The sequence below is a fragment of the Pantoea sp. FN0302 genome (assembly GCF_050113775.1).
GTDB classification, from domain to species: Bacteria; Pseudomonadota; Gammaproteobacteria; order Enterobacterales; family Enterobacteriaceae; genus Mixta; species Mixta alhagi.
This window is the reverse complement of the sequence record NZ_JBNJSM010000007.1, coordinates 102,954-122,119: the sequence shown is the minus strand read 5'-3', so window position 1 is coordinate 122,119 and position 19,166 is coordinate 102,954. Positions and strand designations below refer to the sequence as shown.

General features: G+C 51.5%; 17 protein-coding genes and 1 rRNA gene. 11 read left to right on the top strand and 7 right to left on the bottom strand.

Annotated features, from left to right (window positions below; translation table 11 throughout):
* The first annotated feature begins 7 nt into the window (after nt 1–7).
* A 5S ribosomal RNA gene (gene rrf, locus ACQE32_RS18585) occupies nt 8–123 on the top strand.
* Between the two features lie 80 nt (nt 124–203).
* Here the strand turns inward: rrf and mobB are convergent.
* Together mobB and mobA are read right to left on the bottom strand one after the other, a co-directional pair.
* Nucleotides 204–710 (bottom strand): molybdopterin-guanine dinucleotide biosynthesis protein MobB, encoded by a 507-nt coding sequence (gene mobB / locus ACQE32_RS18580; protein WP_427022237.1) that lies wholly within the window; start codon nt 708–710, stop codon nt 204–206.
* On the bottom strand, nt 711–1,298 hold the full coding sequence (gene mobA, locus ACQE32_RS18575) for a molybdenum cofactor guanylyltransferase MobA (RefSeq protein WP_426982216.1): 588 nt from the start codon (nt 1,296–1,298) through the stop codon (nt 711–713).
* A gap of 74 nt (nt 1,299–1,372) precedes the next feature.
* On the opposite strand from mobA, the gene ACQE32_RS18570 reads away from it, so the two are divergent.
* From ACQE32_RS18570 to polA, 4 genes are all read left to right on the top strand, one after another.
* Nucleotides 1,373–1,642 carry a YihD family protein gene (locus ACQE32_RS18570; RefSeq protein ID WP_085069223.1) on the top strand — a complete coding sequence of 90 codons (270 nt, stop codon included), beginning with the start codon at nt 1,373–1,375 and terminating at the stop codon, nt 1,640–1,642.
* 74 nt (nt 1,643–1,716) lie between these two features.
* Entirely contained in the window at nt 1,717–2,703 is a 987-nt protein-coding gene (locus ACQE32_RS18565; protein ID WP_426974889.1) for a serine/threonine protein kinase, read from the top strand.
* Between the two features lie 26 nt (nt 2,704–2,729).
* Nucleotides 2,730–3,359 carry a thiol:disulfide interchange protein DsbA gene (gene dsbA, locus ACQE32_RS18560; protein ID WP_426974890.1) on the top strand — a complete coding sequence of 210 codons (630 nt, stop codon included), beginning with the start codon at nt 2,730–2,732 and terminating at the stop codon, nt 3,357–3,359.
* 436 nt (nt 3,360–3,795) lie between these two features.
* Nucleotides 3,796–6,582 carry a DNA polymerase I gene (gene polA / locus ACQE32_RS18555; RefSeq protein ID WP_427022236.1) on the top strand — a complete coding sequence of 929 codons (2,787 nt, stop codon included), beginning with the start codon at nt 3,796–3,798 and terminating at the stop codon, nt 6,580–6,582.
* A 391-nt stretch (nt 6,583–6,973) separates the two neighbouring features.
* Here the strand turns inward: polA and yihA are convergent, their stop codons facing one another.
* Nucleotides 6,974–7,630 (bottom strand): ribosome biogenesis GTP-binding protein YihA/YsxC, encoded by a 657-nt coding sequence (gene yihA, locus ACQE32_RS18550; RefSeq protein ID WP_427022235.1) that lies wholly within the window; start codon nt 7,628–7,630, stop codon nt 6,974–6,976.
* A 532-nt stretch (nt 7,631–8,162) separates the two neighbouring features.
* Between yihA and yihI the strand changes: the two genes are divergently transcribed.
* The gene (gene yihI / locus ACQE32_RS18545; protein ID WP_426974967.1) at nt 8,163–8,681 is read left to right on the top strand and encodes a Der GTPase-activating protein YihI; all 519 of its coding nucleotides are present in this window, start codon (nt 8,163–8,165) and stop codon (nt 8,679–8,681) included.
* 246 nt (nt 8,682–8,927) lie between these two features.
* On the top strand, nt 8,928–10,301 hold the full coding sequence (hemN, locus tag ACQE32_RS18540; RefSeq protein ID WP_427022240.1) for an oxygen-independent coproporphyrinogen III oxidase: 1,374 nt from the start codon (nt 8,928–8,930) through the stop codon (nt 10,299–10,301).
* 44 nt (nt 10,302–10,345) lie between these two features.
* On the opposite strand, the gene ACQE32_RS18535 is transcribed toward hemN, so the two are convergent.
* The 4 genes from ACQE32_RS18535 to glnA all read right to left on the bottom strand — a co-directional run bounded on the left by ACQE32_RS18535 (nt 10,346) and on the right by glnA (nt 14,576).
* On the bottom strand, nt 10,346–10,462 hold the full coding sequence (locus ACQE32_RS18535; protein ID WP_157130157.1) for a YshB family small membrane protein: 117 nt from the start codon (nt 10,460–10,462) through the stop codon (nt 10,346–10,348).
* 97 nt (nt 10,463–10,559) lie between these two features.
* The gene (glnG, locus tag ACQE32_RS18530) at nt 10,560–11,969 is read right to left on the bottom strand and encodes a nitrogen regulation protein NR(I) (RefSeq protein ID WP_426974894.1); all 1,410 of its coding nucleotides are present in this window, start codon (nt 11,967–11,969) and stop codon (nt 10,560–10,562) included.
* Between the two features lie 8 nt (nt 11,970–11,977).
* Nucleotides 11,978–13,027, bottom strand: coding sequence for a nitrogen regulation protein NR(II) (glnL, locus tag ACQE32_RS18525; protein WP_427022234.1), 1,050 nt, complete (start codon nt 13,025–13,027; stop codon nt 11,978–11,980).
* 139 nt (nt 13,028–13,166) lie between these two features.
* The gene (glnA, locus tag ACQE32_RS18520; RefSeq protein ID WP_250651241.1) at nt 13,167–14,576 is read right to left on the bottom strand and encodes a glutamate--ammonia ligase; all 1,410 of its coding nucleotides are present in this window, start codon (nt 14,574–14,576) and stop codon (nt 13,167–13,169) included.
* Nucleotides 14,577–15,011: 435 nt separating this feature from the next.
* Here glnA and typA point away from each other — a divergent pair, with 435 nt between their 5' ends.
* The 4 genes from typA to dtd all read left to right on the top strand — a co-directional run bounded on the left by typA (nt 15,012) and on the right by dtd (nt 19,150).
* Nucleotides 15,012–16,835, top strand: a complete 1,824-nt coding sequence (gene typA, locus ACQE32_RS18515; RefSeq protein ID WP_426974896.1) for a ribosome-dependent GTPase TypA — start codon at nt 15,012–15,014, stop codon at nt 16,833–16,835.
* A 417-nt stretch (nt 16,836–17,252) separates the two neighbouring features.
* Entirely contained in the window at nt 17,253–17,849 is a 597-nt protein-coding gene (yihX, locus tag ACQE32_RS18510) for a glucose-1-phosphatase (protein ID WP_427022233.1), read from the top strand.
* A 3-nt stretch (nt 17,850–17,852) separates the two neighbouring features.
* Nucleotides 17,853–18,716 (top strand): virulence factor BrkB family protein, encoded by an 864-nt coding sequence (locus ACQE32_RS18505; protein ID WP_427022232.1) that lies wholly within the window; start codon nt 17,853–17,855, stop codon nt 18,714–18,716.
* Nucleotides 18,713–19,150 (top strand): D-aminoacyl-tRNA deacylase, encoded by a 438-nt coding sequence (gene dtd, locus ACQE32_RS18500; protein ID WP_426974899.1) that lies wholly within the window; start codon nt 18,713–18,715, stop codon nt 19,148–19,150. The genes ACQE32_RS18505 and dtd overlap by 4 nt, the downstream gene beginning before the upstream one ends.
* Nucleotides 19,151–19,166 lie beyond the last annotated feature (16 nt).

Genomic DNA, 19,166 nt, shown 5'->3' with positions numbered 1-19,166 from the left:
GAATTTGCCTGGCGGCGAGAGCGCGGTGGTCCCACCTGACCCCATGCCGAACTCAGAAGTGAAACGCCGCAGCGCCGATGGTAGTGTGGGGCCTCCCCATGCGAGAGTAGGGAACTGCCAGGCATCAGATAACGACGGAGCCTCAGCGAAAGCTGAGGCTTTTTCGTGTCTATTATTTGGCAACATAACACCAATGCCCCTTCTCAGGGACACTCTTTCAGCCATTGCATAATAAACCCGGCAATAGCTGTAGGATCGTTCAGATCTAACAGCGGTACCGAAACATCAAGTGAACAATCACTGGCCACGGCGATAACATGCTCATCCAGCAGCTCCTTTATTTCTTCCTCGCTACGATCGCGGCATAAAACAATGCGCGGGATCGGCTCATCTTTAAACCCCTCTACCAAAATCAGATCTAAAGAACGCTTATCCATGCGACTTATCAGGAAATTAAAATCTATTGTCTTGTTATCCGGCGTTTCAGTCATTAATGCCCAGCGTTGCTGACTGGCGACTAACACCTGATCAGCACCCGCTTTGCGTAATTCATAACTATCTTTACCGGGTATATCTATATCCATATCGTGATGCGTATGTTTGATAAGTCCTGGCCGGACCCCTTTTTCTTTTAATAAAGGGATGAGCTGCTTAAGCAGCGTTGTTTTTCCGGTTCCGCTCCAGGCCGCGATAGCCAGTATGGGCAACATTTAGTGCTTCCCCTCATAATGTGCTAATTCTTCTGGCGTATTGATATTAACGAAAGCTTGCTCATTATCGTTAAATAACACGGCATGTCCGCCCACCTGTTGTAAAAAATGCATTACTCTTCGCTCGCCGCTAGCCAGGTAAAGGGCCAGTTCAGACATGACCTGACGATTAATTAAGGCCAGCGCAGGATGATCGCGTTGATTTGAACGTACCCATACTGCGGGTGCCTGCTGTTTCTGCTGCCAGAGGCGTATAACATAATCATCGGGTATGAATGGCGTATCGCAGGCGGAGAAGGCGAGCCACGAACTATCGATTTGCTGAAACGCGCTCAGCATGCCGGCTAGCGGCCCAGGATAGTCGGGCAATACATCATTAATAATGCGCAGCTTGCTCTGTTGATAATGCCTCAGGTTGCGGTTCGCGCTGATACTAATGTTGTCTACCTGCGGAGCCAGCCGCTGCCAGACATGCTGCCACAAAGGTTTTCCCTGTAGCAGCAATTGCGCCTTATCCTGTCCCCCCATACGGCTACTACGTCCTCCGGCAAGAATGACGCCAGATATTGTTTCCCGCTGCTTGCTCACGCGCAAACCCTCTCTTTTATTGTGGGAATAACCCTGCTAACGTAGCATCCAGTTAACCATTATGGATAAACTTTATGAAATACCATCGACTGAATGAACTACTGGAACTGCTACAACCGGCCTGGCAAAGCGAGCCGGATCTTAACCTGCTGCAATTCTTACAAAAACTGGCGGACGAGTCAGGCTTTGACGGTCCCTTGTCTGCATTAACCGATGATATTCTGATTTATCATTTAAAAATGCGTGGTGCAGATAAGCAAGAAGCCATTCCCGGCCTTAAAAAGGATTACGAGGAAGATTTCAAAACGGCGTTGCTGCGCGCACGCGGCATAATTAAGGATTAATCTTCTGCGCTTTCTGTCGTGCTGACCGATCAATGTTATTCTTACCCGCTGCAGGCACTGAACAGAGATGCACGATGGAAAATACCGCCTTTCATTTTCACACCCTCAATCCTGATACTATTGTTGATGCGCTTTGGGATGCTGGTTTGCGCGTCGATTCCGGGCTAACCGCACTTAACAGCTACGAAAACCGCGTCTATCAGTTTTCTGATGAAGAGCGGCAGCGTTATGTCGTTAAATTCTATCGCCCGCAGCGCTGGAGCCGTGCCCAGATTGAAGAGGAACATCAGTTTGCGCTGGAGCTTCAGCAGGATGAGGTGCCGCTTGCTGCGCCGCTGATACTCAACGGTAGTACATTGCAGCAGCATGATGGCTTTTGGTTCGCGGTATTCCCCAGCCTGGGTGGTCGACAATACGAAACGGATAATGACGATCAGCTTGAGAGCGTAGGTCGCTTTCTGGGACGCATCCACCAAACCGGCGAACGTAAGCTGTTTACGGCTCGCCCTGACATAGGGCTGCAGGAATATATTGAGGAGCCCGCACAAATCTTACAGGAGTGTCGACTGATCCCTTCTTCGTTACGAAATGATCTCAATACGAGCATTGCGGCGTTGAGGAGCACTTTACAGACATATTGGCATTGCAGTTGGACGCCGTTACGCCTGCATGGCGATTGTCATCCAGGTAATATCCTGTGGCGTGACGGACCGCTTTTTGTTGATTTGGACGATGCCCGCAATGGCCCTGCGGTCCAGGATCTCTGGATGCTGATAAGCGGCGATCGTCAGCAGCAGCGTATCCAGTGGGATATTCTGCTGGAGGCGTATGGTGAATACAGAGACTTTGATATTAACGAATTGTCATTAATTGAACCTTTACGCGCTATGCGCATGGTTTATTATCTGGCGTGGATTGTTCGTCGCTGGCAGGATCCTGCTTTTCCGCGTAGCTTTCCGTGGATGACGGAAGAAGATTTTTGGCGCAGGCAAATTGCGTCCTTCAGAGAGCAAAATACCGTATTACAGCAGCCGCCCCTGCGGTTAATGCCTGAATATTGATGTTTGATTATGGAGAGAGTCTCGAAATGAAAAAATTATGGCTTGCGCTGGTCGGTGTCGTACTGGCGTTCAGTGCCTCAGCTGCGCAGTTCACCGATGGTCAGCAATACGTTACGTTGGATAAGCCGGTAGCCGGTAAGCCTCAGGTAATGGAGTTTTTCTCCTTTTTCTGTCCTCACTGTTATCAGTTCGAAGAAATTTACCATGTTGGTGATGCCGTAAAAAAAGCCCTGCCGGAAGGTGTCAAAGTCACCAAATATCATGTTGATTTTCTTGGTGGCGACCTGGGCCCGATCATGACGCACGCCTGGGCAGTTGCGATGGCGCTGGGTGTTGAAGAGCAGGTTACCGCGCCTATCTTTGAAGGTATCCAGAAAACCCAAACGATTACCGATCCTGCCAGCCTGAAAGAAGCCTTTGTGAAGGCAGCCGGGATTAAACCAGAAGAATACGATGCGGCCTGGAATAGCTTTGCGGTAAAAGCGCTGGTTGCTCAGCAGCAGAAAGCGGCAGCGGATGTCGAACTGCGCGGTGTACCGGCAATGTTTGTTAATGGCAAATATATGGTTAACAACGGCGGGCTGGATACCAGCTCAATGGATAACTTCGTTCAGCAATATGCCAATGTCGTAAAATTCCTGCTGCAAAAGCAGTAAAAACGATCTAAAAAAGACGCCGGGTTATCCCGGCGTTTTTTTATTCCTGACGTATACTTTCCCGCAGTCTCTGTTGAAAAAATAAGCAGGGGGTGGTGGATGATTTCGGGATTAAATTAATAAGACGTCGGTGATCAAAAAAGGATCGCTGATATTTATATCCACATTTGATCTATTTTGACTTTTCCACTGACAGGATCGTTTTCTTGATCCAACAGGTTGATAAGAAAAGAATAATTTTTACCATATATTGTATATTTACGTAAATAACAATACGTTAGCAATTTTGCACACAAAGTTATCCACAGGTCATCAGGCAAATTCCGCTTAGCGTTTTCTGAGCTTTCCCTAAACTTCCGTCCAGGTTATTTCATATTTATCCGTATCATGTGGCATCCTTATGCCATACCAACGATCATCCTGGAACGTGAAACTTATGGCTCAAATCGCAGAAAACCCTTTGATTCTGGTAGATGGATCTTCCTACCTTTACCGCGCTTACCATGCTTTTCCGCCGCTCACCAACAGTGCCGGGGAACCAACCGGAGCAATGTACGGCGTGCTGAATATGCTGCGTAGCTTGCTGCTGCAGTATCAACCCAGCCATGTAGCGGTAGTCTTTGATGCAAAGGGCAAAACCTTCCGTGACGCATTATTTGAGCACTACAAATCTCATCGCCCGCCTATGCCGGATGACCTTCGTGCGCAAATAGAGCCTTTGCATAATATGGTGCGTGCGATGGGCTTGCCGCTGTTAGCGGTTTCTGGCGTAGAGGCTGACGATGTTATCGGCACGCTGGCCCTTCAGGCGGAGAAGCAGGGACGTGCGGTGTTAATCAGCACCGGCGATAAAGATATGGCGCAGTTGGTTACGCCGAATATCACTCTGATTAATACCATGAATAACGCCATCCTCGGACCGGATGAAGTAAAAGAAAAGTTCGGTGTTCCGCCTGAGCTGATTATTGATTTTCTGGCTCTGATGGGTGACGCATCCGATAACATTCCGGGCGTCCCGGGCGTGGGTGAAAAAACCGCACAGGCGCTGTTGCAGGGTCTGGGCAGCATTACGACGCTTTATGACAATCTGGATAAAATCGCTGACCTTAGCTTCCGTGGCGCGAAAACCATGGCGGCTAAACTGGAGCAGAATAAAGAGGTTGCGCTGCTCTCCTATCAGTTAGCAACCATCAAAACGGATGTAGAGCTTGATATCGGCTGCGAGCAACTCACCGTTAACGAGCCGGACGTAGAAACGCTGCTTGGCTTGTTCCGCCATTATGAATTCCGCCGCTGGATTACCGATCTGCAAGAAGGGAAATGGTTGCAGGGACGGAAAAGTAACAGCGGCGCACAGAAGGCGGTAGAGGAAGCAGCAGTGCCGCAGCCGGAAAGCGTCAGCGTACTCTCTTCGGATGGCTACGTAACCATCCTTGATCAGGACACATTCGATAGCTGGCTGGATAAGCTGAAACACAGTTCGCTGTTTGCCTTTGATCTGGAAACAGACTCGCTGGATACCTTAACCGCCAATATTATCGGTTTATCCTTTGCCGTAGCGCCAGGCGAAGCCGCTTATTTGCCTGTGGCCCATGATTATCTGGATGCGCCGGATCAGCTGGATCGGAATGCGGTGCTGGCACAGCTTAAGCCGCTGCTGGAAGATAAAAGCGCATTGAAAGTCGGTCAAAACCTGAAGTTCGATCGTAGCGTCTTAAAGAACTATGACATCGAGCTGGCCGGGATTAAATTCGATACCATGCTTGAGTCCTATATGCTGAATACCGTCGTCGGTAAGCATGATATGGATAGTCTGGCAGCGCGCTGGCTCAACCATAAAACGGTGACCTTCACCGAGATCGCCGGAAAAGGCAAAAATCAGCTCACCTTCAACCAGATCGCTCTGGAGCAGGCGGCACATTATGCGGCAGAAGATGCAGACGTTACGCTGCAGCTGCATTTAAAAATGTGGCCGGAGCTGGAAAAAGAGGCGGGCCCAAGAAAAGTTTTTGAAGAGATCGAAATGCCGCTGTTAACGGTGATCTCGCGTATTGAGCGTAACGGCGTATTAATCGATCAGCATATCCTGGCTAAGCACTCACAGGAGCTGACCGCTCGCCTTAAAGAGCTGGAAGAGAAAGCGCATGAACTGGCGGGCGAGCCGTTCAATCTCTCTTCCACTAAACAGCTGCAAACCATTCTGTTTGAAAAACAGGGCATCAAACCCACCAAAAAAACGCCGGGCGGCGCGCCATCGACCAGTGAGGAGGTCCTTGCAGAGCTGGCGCTGGATTACCCATTGCCCAAAGTGATTCTGGAGCATCGCGGGCTCTCTAAGCTGAAATCAACCTATACCGATAAGCTGCCGCAGATGATTAATCCACGGTCAGGGCGGGTGCATACCTCTTATCAACAGGCGGTAACGGCAACGGGGCGTCTTTCTTCGACCGATCCTAACCTGCAAAATATTCCGGTGCGTAATGAAGAAGGGCGACGTATCCGTCAGGCCTTTATCGCGCCAGAAGGTTGCCGCATCGTAGCGGCTGACTATTCGCAGATCGAGCTGCGTATTATGGCGCATTTGTCACAGGATAAAGGACTGCTGACTGCTTTTGCGGAAGGTCAGGATATTCACCGGGCTACGGCTGCAGAAGTCTTTGGCGTCAGCGTTGATAAAGTGACCAACGAGCAGCGTCGCAGCGCCAAGGCAATTAACTTCGGTTTGATCTATGGTATGAGCGCGTTTGGCTTATCCCGTCAGCTGAATATTAATGCGGGCGAGGCCAGGCTGTATATGGAGCGCTATTTTGAACGCTATCCGGGCGTGCTGAAGTATATGGAAAATACGCGCCAGCAGGCTTCTGAACAGGGCTACGTCTCGACGCTGGATGGACGTCGGCTGTGGTTGCCGGATATCAAATCCGCCAATGCGATTCGTCGTAAAGCGGCTGAGCGTGCAGCGATTAACGCGCCGATGCAGGGCACGGCGGCAGATATTATCAAACGGGCCATGATTGACGTGGACGCCTGGTTGCAGGAGCCTGATGCGCCGCAGGTTACGATGATTATGCAGGTTCACGATGAACTGGTATTTGAAATCAGGGAGCAGGACGTGGAAAAGGCCAGCGCAAAAATTCGTCAGCTCATGGAAAACAGCATGAAACTGGATGTTCCGTTGCGCGTAGATATTGGTGTCGGTGATAACTGGGATCAGGCGCACTGATCCGTACCAGAGTACGCTGGTGTTGCGGCATAATCAGCGCGCCGCGCGCCTGGCCCGATTGCGCCATACCGTTACTTAAATGCTAACGTTATGGCGCTTAAACACTTTTTTGGTAATTAAGCTACATTCATACGCTGTTTATGTGACGCCTGTTAAGAAAAAACGGCGGTTTTATGAAAATTAACTACAAAAAATTCTTTGTCGGCCAGAAAAAATCAGGTAAAGTTTACGGCGTAGGGTACAGAGGTAAGATGTTCTATCTTTCAGACCTTTTACTTCACGTAATCGGATTTGGCTGAATATTAGCCGCCCCAGTCATTTTGTGACTGGGGCGTTTTTTATTGGGCGTTCGGTAAAAATGGATGCGTAATCCGCTACGCATCCTGAAGGGTTATTGCCCCTGTTCTGAAGATGGCACTTCTTCCTGCGTGCTAAACCAGCTATCCAGCTTAAGCCGCAGTTTATCCACGCCAATTTTCTTCAGAGAAGAGAAAAGCTCTACCTGCACATCGCCCATAAAGGCCAGTGAGGCTTCGCGCACCATATTCAGCTGACTCTTACGAGCGCCGGATGCCAGCTTATCGGCTTTGGTTAACAGCACCAGTACCGGTATTTGGCTTTGCACTGCCCATTCAATCATTTGCTGATCGAGATCTTTAAGCGGATGACGGATGTCCATCAATACCACCAGACCTTTCAGGCACTCGCGTTTCTGCAAATATTCGCCCAGGGCGCGCTGCCATTTACGCTTCATCTCTTCCGGGACTTCAGCGTATCCGTAACCAGGTAAATCCACCAGACGTATGCCGTCAGCGACCTGAAACAGGTTGATAAGCTGGGTACGGCCAGGCGTTTTACTGGTGCGCGCCAGGCTTTTTTGGTTAGTCAGCGTATTAAGGGCGCTGGATTTACCCGCATTAGAGCGGCCTGCAAATGCCACTTCAATACCCACATCAGCCGGAAGGTGGCGAATATCGGGGGCGCTGGTAACAAAATGGGTGACGTGATAATTCCAGCCAGACAAAATAGTGACTCCTGAAGAGTTCATTGGGTTTAATGGCGTGATTATACCCTTAAAGCACGTAAAGCGCTTCCTGGTACAGTTGACTAATAAAATTGTAAGATATTTGCCATAACTATTGCCAGTTATTGACGTTTTTAAACGCCATTCAAATAAATATTCTAAATAAATTCAAAGTTTTACTCGGAAGGGTGTGAAAAAGAGTCCAGGAAATCCCTTAGGTACCTTGTTAGTTTTACTTATTCGTCTAAAGTAATTCACAGAGTTTGGATGGCTCACTTCAGGATGAAGCGCTCACGGAGTAGTCAGGAAAACAGAGAGCTGGGAACAGGACAAGGTGCGTTGGAATGCGCCGTCAGGGAAAAGGAAACGCTCAGGACGAGAGCGTAATGCACATGGAAAAACCGGGATGTTGACTGCAGCAGGGATGTAAAGGAAGGTTGTCCTTCTACGGAAGGTACGAAAAAAGGCGACAGGGTGACCTGCCGCCTTTTTTCTTTGTGCGCTTTCTGCTAGATTCCGCCGCAATTCTATACTAAAGAAAAACCCCGGATAAACGATCATGAAACCTGCACGTAAGCCACAAAGTAGCGCTGCGCCAAAAGTAAAACGCAAATCGCACGAAGATAAAAATCAGGAAGCGCGCGATCGGAAGCGCGATAAAAAGCGCCGCGGCCATGCAGCAGGTAGCCGCGCGAACCCTGTTATGTCTCAGAGTGACAAAAACAGCGCGGCCAAAGAGAAAGATCCGCGTATTGGCAGTAAAAAACCGGTGCCGTTATTAAAAGAAGGCGTTGCGGTCACGGCAGCGAAACCGATCAAGAAGGCGCCCGTTGAGCAGAAGCCTTTCATGGAGCCGGCAGATGAACTGGCGATGCTGGAAAATGATGAGCGTCTTGACGGGCTGCTGGATCGCCTGGAGAACGGCGAAGTCTTATCAGCAGAAGATCAGGCCTGGCTCGATCAGACGCTGGATCGTATTGATGTGCTGATGGAACAGCTCGGTATCGGTCTGGACGATGATGAAGAAGATGAGGCAGATGAAGATATGTATCGTCTGCTGAAAGGCGAGAAATAAGCTCGCTGACCTAAATTGACGGGAACGGGCGCTGGCTTTGCTCCCGTCAGTCAGGTATTCGACTATGTTTTGGCCTGGATCAATCATCGCCATTCTATTGGCATGTTATCTGTTTTGGCTGTTTGTTAAACTACGCCGCCTGACGCAGCTGAAATCACGGTTGCGCCGTGCTACCGCTAACCGGCAGCGCCAGGCCTCCTTGCCCTTGACGCGGCCCGTAAGGCGTCGTAAATGGAAGGAGTGAACATGCCAATGCCGTTAACCGAGTGGGATCAGGCCCTGATCGAAAAGTACAACTATGCCGGGCCGCGCTATACCTCTTATCCCACCGCGCTGGAGTTTAACGAAGGCTGGAGCGAAGCGGCATTTCAGCAGGCGGCCCAGCGTTATCCCACGCGACCTCTTTCCCTTTATCTCCATATTCCTTTCTGTCACCGCCTTTGTTATTTCTGCGGCTGTAACAAGAAGGTAACGCGCCAGTCGCATAAAGGCGATCGTTATCTGGATGTCCTGGAACTGGAAATCCGCCAGCGTGCTGCGCTATTCAGCAACAGAACCGTTACCCAAATGCACTGGGGCGGCGGAACGCCAACCTGGTTAAGCAAGGCGCAGCTGAGTCGCCTGATGGCGGTATTGCGGGAATGTTTTCACTTCAACAGCGAAGTAGAAATTTCCATTGAAGTTGACCCGCGTGAGCTGGAATTAGATGTGCTCGATCACCTGCGGGCGCTGGGCTTTAACCGTCTGAGTATGGGCGTGCAGGATTTTAATAAAGCGGTGCAGGAGCGTGTCAATCGCGTTCAGGACGAAGGCTTTATTTTTGCGTTGATCGAACGCGCGCGCAAACTGGGTTTTACCTCCAGTAATATCGATCTGATTTACGGCTTGCCGATGCAAACGCCGGAAAGCTTCGATTATACGCTGCAAAAAGTGGCCACGTTACGGCCCGATCGCCTAAGCGTTTTCAATTATGCGCACTTGCCAACGCTGTTTGCCGCTCAGCGTAAAATTAAAGATGAAGAGTTGCCCACCCCGGCGCAAAAGCTGGTAATCCTGCAGCAAACTATCGCTACCCTGACCGCGCAGGGTTATCACTACATTGGTATGGATCATTTTGCCCGGCCGGAAGATGAACTGGCTATCGCCCAGCGCGAGGGGAAACTTCATCGCAATTTCCAGGGCTATACCACCCAGGGCGAGACCGATTTGCTGGGAATGGGTGTCTCGGCGATCAGTATGCTGGGAGACTGTTATGCTCAAAATCAAAAAGAGCTGAAGGCATACTATGCCAGCGTGGAACAGCAGGGCAACGCGTTATGGCGTGGCCTGACGCTAAGCCAGGATGACTGCCTGCGTCGTGACGTTATCAAGTCGCTTATCTGTAACTTTTCGCTTTCTTTTTGCGATATTGAAGCGGTTAACGGCATAACCTTTACCGACTATTTTGCCGAGGATCTGGCTTTGCTTGCGCCTCTGGCCGCCGATGGGCTGGTGGAGATTCAGAAGAGCGGGATACGGGTTACGCCAAAAGGGCGATTGCTGATTCGTAATATCTGCATGTGTTTTGATGTCTATATGCGACAGAAGGCGCGACAGCAGCAGTTTTCTCGCGTGATCTAACGATGCGGCACAGCAAAAAGGCCGGTATGCGCCGGCCTTTTTAATTAGCTGAAAAAACTAACCATTACGGCACATAGCACCGCCGCTAAAGCGGTTTGCGGTGGATGGCCGACAGCTGCATCGCCTGCAGCGCTCAATGAAACCAATAGTGATTCGAGCATGATAAGCCTCCCGATAACCGCTCAAAATGATACTGAACGGCATCGAGGTGTAAAGAGCAAAGCATAAAAAATTGTGCAAAAAATATGCTTTTCTTGCTTACTCCATTCCCAGCTCTTTCAGTTTACGCGTCAGGGTATTGCGTCCCCAGCCGAGTAAGCGCGCCGCTTCCTGCTTGTGTCCTTGCGTATGGCGTAGTGCCGTGGTCAGCAAAGTGCGCTCCATCTCCGGTTGCGCCTCAGACAGCAAATTTTGATGACCGGAACGCAGCGCCCGATCGGCCCACTGCGCTAACAGCGTGGCCCAGCTATCGGGCAATGATTGTACTGCCGTATCGCTGGTGGTGCTTTCAAACAGTTCCGGCGGCAGATCCTGGATCAGTACCTCCTGACCGGCAGCCATCACTGTCAGCCAGCGGCAGGTATTCTCCAGCTGTCGTACGTTACCTGACCAGTGCAAACGTGTCAGTGCCGCTTCAGTCTCAGGATGCAGGATCTTGGCCTCCACACCCAGTTCACGCGCGGCAACCTGTAAAAAATAACGCGCCAGCCGGGGAATATCTTCACGTCGCTCACGCAGCGGCGGCAGATGTACGCGGATCACATTCAGGCGATGGAACAGGTCCTCCCTGAATTTGCCTTCCTGTACGCGCAGCTCCAGATTCTGGTGCGTGGCCGCAATAATACGCACGTCAACCTTTACCGGCGCATAGCCACCGACACGATAAAATTGCCCGTCCGCCAGCACACGCAGCAGACGTGTTTGCACATCCAGCGGCATATCGCCGATCTCATCCAGAAACAGCGTACCGCCGTCCGCCTGTTCAAAACGGCCCTGACGGATCTGATTTGCGCCGGTAAATGCGCCTTTTTCATGGCCGAACAGCTCAGACTCAATCAGGTCTTTAGGGATCGCCGCCATGTTCAGGGCGATAAAGGGAGCCTTAGCACGCGGGCTGTGGCGATGCAGGGCATGCGCTACCAGCTCCTTGCCGGTCCCCGACTCGCCATTAATCAGCACGCTAATCGACGAGCGTGAAAGCCTGCCGATAATACGAAACACATCCTGCATCGCTGGCGCTTCGCCAATAATATCGGTTGTCGGACCGCTGACCGGTCGGTCTCGTGGTTGCTGCTGCTCCTGATAATGGCTAATTGCGCGTTCAACCAGCGCGACGGACTCATCAATATCAAACGGCTTGGGCAAATAATCGAACGCGCCCTGCTGATAAGCGCTCACCGCCGCATCCAGATCGGAGTGGGCGGTCATAATGATGACCGGCAGCATCGGATGCCGCTGTTTAATTTGTTTTAGTAACGCCAGGCCATCCATTCCGGGCATACGAATATCTGACAATAAAACATCTGGGGTTTTGCTTGCGAGTGCTTCCAGCACGTCGTTGCCACTCTCAAAAGTGGCGCAGCTTAAACCAGCTCCCGTAAGTGCGCGTTCAAGTACCCAGCGGATGGAGCTATCGTCATCGACGATCCAAACTATCCCTCGTTGCATAGAAACCTCTACTTACGAATCGGCAGGTAAATCGAAAATTCGGTATGGCCTGGCCAACTGCTAAATTCTATTTTTCCGGAATGTTGATCGATCAGGCTGCGGGCAATGGAAAGCCCTAATCCGGTGCCGCCCTCTCTACCGCTAACCATGGGGTAAAACAGCGTATCCTGCAGCCTTCCCGGTATGCCTGGTCCGTCATCTTCCACATCGATGCGCGCCACCAGCCGGTAACGGGTACCGTGCAAAGTAAGCTGGAAAGCGGTGCGGGTGCGCAAGGTAATGGTGCCGCCTTCCTCGCCCAGCGCCTGTAACGCATTACGGACTATATTCAGTAAAACCTGTTCTATCTGATCGGGATCGTGGGGCAGTTCCGGCAGGCTGGGATCGTAATCACGTACCAAAGAGATGTTGTCCGGCAGCTCCATAGTGACCAGGTTAACCACACGCTCCGCCACCTGATGAATGCTTTGCGTGACGTGCATACCGGGCTGCTGCGGCCCTAACAGACGGTCTACCAGATTACGCAGCCGATCTGCCTGCTCAATAATGACTTTGGTATATTCCGTCAGCGACGGCTCGGGCAAGGCTTTAGCCAGTAGCTGTGCGGCGCCACGTAGCCCGCCCAGCGGATTTTTAATCTCATGGGCCAGGCCCCGAACCAGATCGCGGGCGGCAACCTGCTGCGCATGCTGGATCTGTTCCTGACTGAGGCGGCGTTGATTATCCATCGGCGCCATTTCCAGCAGGATAAGACCATCCGGCAGTCGCTGCGCCGTTAATGACATGATATGGGCGCGCCCATCCACTACCAGCGTTACCTCGCTGTCGGTAAACCCCTGGCCAGCGTCAAGGCTTTCCTGCATAACAGCGATATTTAAAGAGAAATAGCCAATCAGTTCAGGCAACGGCGTGCCAAAAAGCTTACGGGAACTTTGTGCTAACAGCTGCTGTGCCGCTGGATTGGCATAATGAATAACCAGCTCGTTATCGATCAGCAGGATACTGTTAATCAGGGAATTGAGAATCTGCCCGGCATCGGGCAACAGGCCAGTTGCCATACAGCGTTCTCCTGCACCAAATCAGTGCATTATAGTTTCAGGTTCGATAACGCGATATTCCGACCGTTGATCAGGTGGAGAAAAAAGCCCATCCGAAGATGGGCTGAAAGTTTCCACGGCAACAAAAAACGCAAACCAATTAAACGCTGTAGTAAAGCTCGAACTCTACCGGATGCGGCGTCATACGCACGCGATCCATTTCAGCCTTACGCAGCTCGATGTAAGCTTCGATAGCATCATCGGTAAACACGCCGCCACGGGTCAGGAACTCGCGGTCTTCGTTCAGCGCGTTCAGCGCTTCTTCCAGCGAACCGGCCACTTTTGGAATTTCAGCTTCTTCTTCCGGCGGCAGGTCATACAGGTTTTTATCCATGGCGTCGCCAGGATGGATCTTGTTGATGATACCGTCCAGGCCTGCCATCAGCAGCGCAGCGAACGCCAGGTACGGGTTAGCCGCTGGATCCGGGAAGCGTGCTTCGATACGGCGTGCTTTCGGGCTGGCGACCACTGGAATACGGATAGATGCTGAGCGGTTACGCGCTGAGTAGGCCAGCATAACCGGCGCTTCGTAACCCGGAACCAGACGCTTATAAGAGTTGGTGGTTGGGTTAGCCAGGGCGTTAATGGCTTTCGCATGTTTGATTACGCCGCCGATATAGAACAGCGCCATTTCAGACAGGCCGCCGTATTTATCGCCTGCGAACAGGTTTGTGCCACCTTTTGACAGGGACATATGGCAGTGCATGCCAGAACCGTTATCGCCAAACATCGGCTTCGGCATAAAGGTCGCGGTTTTGCCGTAGGCGTGCGCCACGTTATGCACGACATATTTGTAGATCTGAATTTCGTCGGCTTTTTTCACCATGGTATTGAAGCGGGTTGCCACTTCGTTCTGGCCTGCGGTGGCCACTTCATGGTGATGCGCTTCAACAACCAGACCCATCTGCTCCATGGTCAGACACATGGCAGAACGGATGTCCTGTGCGGAGTCAACCGGCGGTACCGGGAAATAGCCGCCTTTCAGACCCGGACGGTGACCTTTGTTGCCGCCTTCATATTCTTTGCCGGTGTTCCAGGCCGCTTCGATATCATCGATAGCAACGTGAGAACCGGATGTGCTGCTGCCAAAACGGATATCGTCGAACAGGAAGAACTCAGGCTCAGGGCCAAACAGTACGGTATCGGCGATGCCTGAAGAGCGCAGGAAATCTTCAGCGCGCTTGGCGATTGAACGTGGGTCGCGATCATAGCCCTGCATGGTGCCAGGCTCCAGAATGTCACAACGGATGATCAGCGTGGAGTCTTCGAAGAAAGGATCCAATACTGCTGTGGACGCGTCCGGCATCAGCACCATGTCTGACTCGTTAATACCTTTCCAGCCGCCGATGGAGGAACCATCGAACATTTTGCCTTCTTCGAAGAAGTCTGCGTTAACCTGATGCGCCGGAATGGTCACATGTTGCTCTTTACCTTTGGTATCGGTAAAACGCAGGTCAACAAACTTCACTTCGTGTTCGTTCATCATCGAGAGAACGTGTTCAGCAGACATACTCAACTCTCCTGGTAATTGTCATTGTCGTCGTGGAAAGAGAACTTCACCCCGCCAGGCGCGTAAAGATCAGCGTACAGTAGGCAATAAAGATCTCAGACAAGCTATCAACCGTTGTGGAAACTGTCGTTTTGGCTTGAACTGATTAAAGCGAATTTTGTGCCAACTTTCTTCTTTTGGCTAAAAAGCGCTATTATAAGCGCTCTCGTCAAACGAGGGATGCACCATGATGGATATCGCGCACCATTGTAGTGCAATTGAGTAGAGTTTGGGCACTGTTATGGTGCAGTTGATCAATCAGGTGCATTTTTTGCACTGAAAGTGGTGTTTAAGGCAAGCCTTGCAGCATTCTTTCTTTGATATTTGTGATCCTGTTCAGTCCTTCGATTAATCCGTGTACAATAGCGCGCTATTTCTAATGCCTGAGGCAAAGCTGTGATCGAAAATTTGCGTAACATCGCCATTATTGCGCACGTTGACCATGGGAAAACCACCCTGGTTGATAAACTGTTGCAACAGTCTGGTACTTTTGATGCCCGTACTGAAGCAACTGAGCGTGTAATGGACTCCAACGATTTGGAGAAAGAGCGTGGGATTACCATCCTCGCGAAAAATACCGCCATCAAATGGAACGACTATCGTATCAACATCGTTGATACCCCGGGACACGCCGACTTCGGTGGTGAAGTTGAGCGCGTTATGTCCATGGTTGATTCAGTGCTGCTGGTTGTCGACGCGATGGATGGCCCAATGCCGCAGACGCGTTTCGTGACCAAAAAAGCCTTTGCTCATGGCCTGAAGCCGATTGTGGTTATCAACAAAATCGACCGTCCGGGCGCGCGTCCTGACTGGGTTGTTGATCAGGTGTTTGACCTGTTCGTAAACCTGGATGCTACCGACGAGCAGCTCGATTTCCCGATTATTTATGCTTCAGCGCTGCAGGGTATTGCTGGCCTTGAGCACGGCGATATGGCTGACGACATGACCCCGCTGTATGAGGCGATTGTTAAGCACGTTCCGGCTCCGAATGTTGATTTGGACGGCCCGCTGCAGATGCAGATCTCTCAGCTGGACTATAACAACTACCTGGGCGTTATCGGTATCGGTCGTATCAAGCGTGGCAAGGTGAAACCGAACCAGCAGGTAACCATTATCGACAGCACCGGCAAAACGCGTAACGCGAAAGTCGGCAAAGTGCTGGGTCACCTTGGTCTGGAGCGTATCGACACCGATCTGGCTGAAGCAGGTGACATTATCGCTATCACCGGTCTGGGCGAGCTGAACATCTCTGATACGATCTGCGACACGCAGAACGTAGAAGCGCTGCCGCCGCTGAGCGTGGATGAGCCGACCGTAACCATGTTCTTTAACGTCAACACCTCTCCGTTCTGCGGTAAAGAAGGTAAATACGTTACTTCACGTCAGATCCTGGATCGTCTGAAGAAAGAGCTGGTACATAACGTTGCGCTGCGCGTTGAAGAAACCGAAGATGCGGATGCTTTCCGTGTTTCTGGTCGTGGCGAGCTGCACCTCTCCGTACTGATCGAAAACATGCGTCGTGAAGGCTTTGAGCTGGCGGTATCCCGTCCGAAAGTTATCTTCCGCGAAGTTGACGGTCGTAAGCAGGAACCGTTTGAAAACGTGACGCTGGATATCGAAGAACAGCATCAGGGCGCGGTCATGCAGGCGATGGGCGAACGTAAAGGCGACATGAAAAACATGGATCCGGATGGCAAAGGCCGCGTACGTCTTGACTACGTGATCCCAAGCCGTGGTCTGATCGGTTTCCGTAACGAATTCATGACCATGACCTCCGGTACTGGCCTGCTGTACTCTACCTTCAGCCATTACGACGATGTGCGTCCGGGCGAAGTGGGTCAGCGTCAGAACGGCGTTCTGATCTCTAACGGTCAGGGCAAAGCTGTTGCCTTTGCGCTGTTTGGTCTGCAGGATCGCGGCAAGCTGTTCCTGGGTCACGGTGCGGAAGTTTATGAAGGACAGATTATCGGCATTCACAGCCGTTCTAATGACCTGACTGTAAACTGTCTGACCGGTAAGAAACTGACCAACATGCGTGCATCCGGTACGGACGAAGCGACTACGCTGGTACCGCCGATCAAGATGACGCTGGAGCAAGCGATCGAGTTCATCGATGATGACGAACTGGTTGAAGTAACGCCAACTTCCGTACGTATTCGTAAACGTCACCTGACGGAAAACGATCGTAAACGCGCTTCACGCGGCAGCAAAGACGCTTAAGATCTTGTCTGCTACGCAAAAGCCCTGCCTGTAAAGGCGGGGCTTTTTTATGCCTGACGATTACGGGTGCCGTAATCCACCTTTGTTCCCGATAAGCAAAACAGGCCACGGGCTGGCTAATGAAGAATGGCTTTTGCCTGCCCACCAGCCTTATCAGTATCATGCGTGATAATGGGAGCTGTATTGCCGGGGCCTGCCTTACAGCATCTGCTGAAATCCAGCCGGGTTGAAATCGTGCCCGTCACGACTTCAGCCAGTGAGGAATTAACCGAAACATAATTCCCCTTTTCGGCCGGTCAGGTGACCCTTTACCCGGCGCGGTTTCCTCACCTTGTGTGAGCATGATGCGCAATGCCGCATAGTCAAAGTGATGCTTTCCCGCTAAAGTTACTCCTCTACGACGGGAAGGAGATGGCTATGCTGTATATCTTTGATTTAGGTAATGTCATTGTAGATATCGACTTTAGCCGGGTATTAGGCGTCTGGAGCGATCTGGGTCGCGTTCCGCTGGCGTTGTTAAAAAGTCGTTTTCAGATGGGCGAAAATTTTGAGCAGCATGAGCGTGGCGAAATAAGCGATGAGCAGTTCGCTGCTAACCTTTGTGCTGAGCTGGATATCGCGCTCAGTTACGAACAGTTTACGGCGGGCTGGCAGGCGGTGTTTGTGGGTCTGCGACCAGAAGTGATTACCCTGATGCAACAACTGCGCAGCCGTGGCGAACGCGTGGTCATCCTCTCTAACACCAACCGACTGCACTGCGATTACTGGCCTTCACAGTATCCGGAAGTGCAGCAGGCTGCTGATAAGCTCTATCTCTCGCAGGATCTGGGAATGCGCAAACCGGAAGCGCGTATTTTCCAGCGGGTGCTGCAAGAAGAGGGCTTTAAGCCTGATGAGGCCATGTTCTTTGATGATAATCTTGAGAACATTGAGGCGGCGCGCCAGGTGGGTATAACCGCCGTGCATGTTACCGATGCGCAGGTCGTGCCGAACTGGTTTGCCCATCGTGGTTAGCTGATGGCGCAATTTTTTTTACGTCCACGTATCCGCGCTGCGGGTACCTGGCTCAAACTCCTCTGGCATCGTATCGAACACGATGGCATGACCACCGAAGCGGGCAACCTGGCCTTTGTTTCTTTACTGGCCCTGGTGCCGCTGGTGGCGGTGGTCTTTTCGCTGTTTGCCGCTTTCCCGGTGTTCGCCGAGATCAGCGTACAGCTAAAGCACTTTATTTTTAATAATTTTGTCCCGGCTGCAGGCAATGTGGTGCAGGATTACCTCGATCAGTTTGTCGCCAACGTGAATAAAATGACGGTGGTAGGCGCGGTTGGGCTGATAGTCACTGCGCTGCTGCTGATGCACTCTATCGACAGCGCGCTGAATGCCATCTGGCGTAGCCAGAAAAAGCGCCCGTTGGTTTACTCTTTTGCGGTCTATTGGATGATCCTGACGCTGGGGCCGCTGTTGGCTGGGGCCAGTCTGGCAATTAGCACCTGGCTTTTGTCGTTAAAATGGATGGCCGTGAGCGGGGTAACCGGGCTTATCGATCAGACGCTGCGTCTTTTCCCTCTACTGCTTTCATGGCTGGCCTTCTGGCTGTTATATAGTCTGGTACCAACCACGCGGGTGCCGCAGCGCGACGCCTTAATCGGAGCGCTGGTTGCGGGCTTGCTGTTTGAATTAGGTAAAAAAGCGTTTGCGCTTTACGTCACCATGTTCCCTTCGTATCAGCTGATTTACGGCGTGTTGGCTGTGATCCCGATCCTGTTCCTGTGGGTTTACTGGACGTGGTGTATCGTATTATTAGGGGCGGAGATAACCGTCACGCTGGGCGAGTATCGTCAGCAGCAGCAACAAGAAAAAGGCAGCGAGGAAACATGATTGCATTAATTCAGCGGGTGCTGAGCGCCAGCGTTACGGTAGCAGATGAAACGGTGGGCAAGATTGGTCCCGGTTTGCTGATATTGCTGGGTGTGGAAAAAGAAGATGATGAGCAAAAAGCGCAACGCCTGTGCGATCGCGTGTTGGGCTATCGTATTTTTAGCGATGAAAATGGCAAAATGAACCTCAATGTCCAGCAGGCGGGCGGGAGCGTTCTGGTGGTTTCGCAGTTTACGCTGGCTGCCGACACACAAAAGGGCATGCGGCCCAGCTTCTCCCGTGGCGCTGAGCCGCAGGAGGCGGAACGCCTCTACCACTATTTCAGCGACTGCTGCCGACAGAAAAATCTACCCGTAGAGAACGGGCGCTTTGCCGCAGATATGCAGGTCGCCTTAGTGAATGATGGACCGGTGACCTTCTGGCTACAGGTATAATGCCGATAGTCATAGC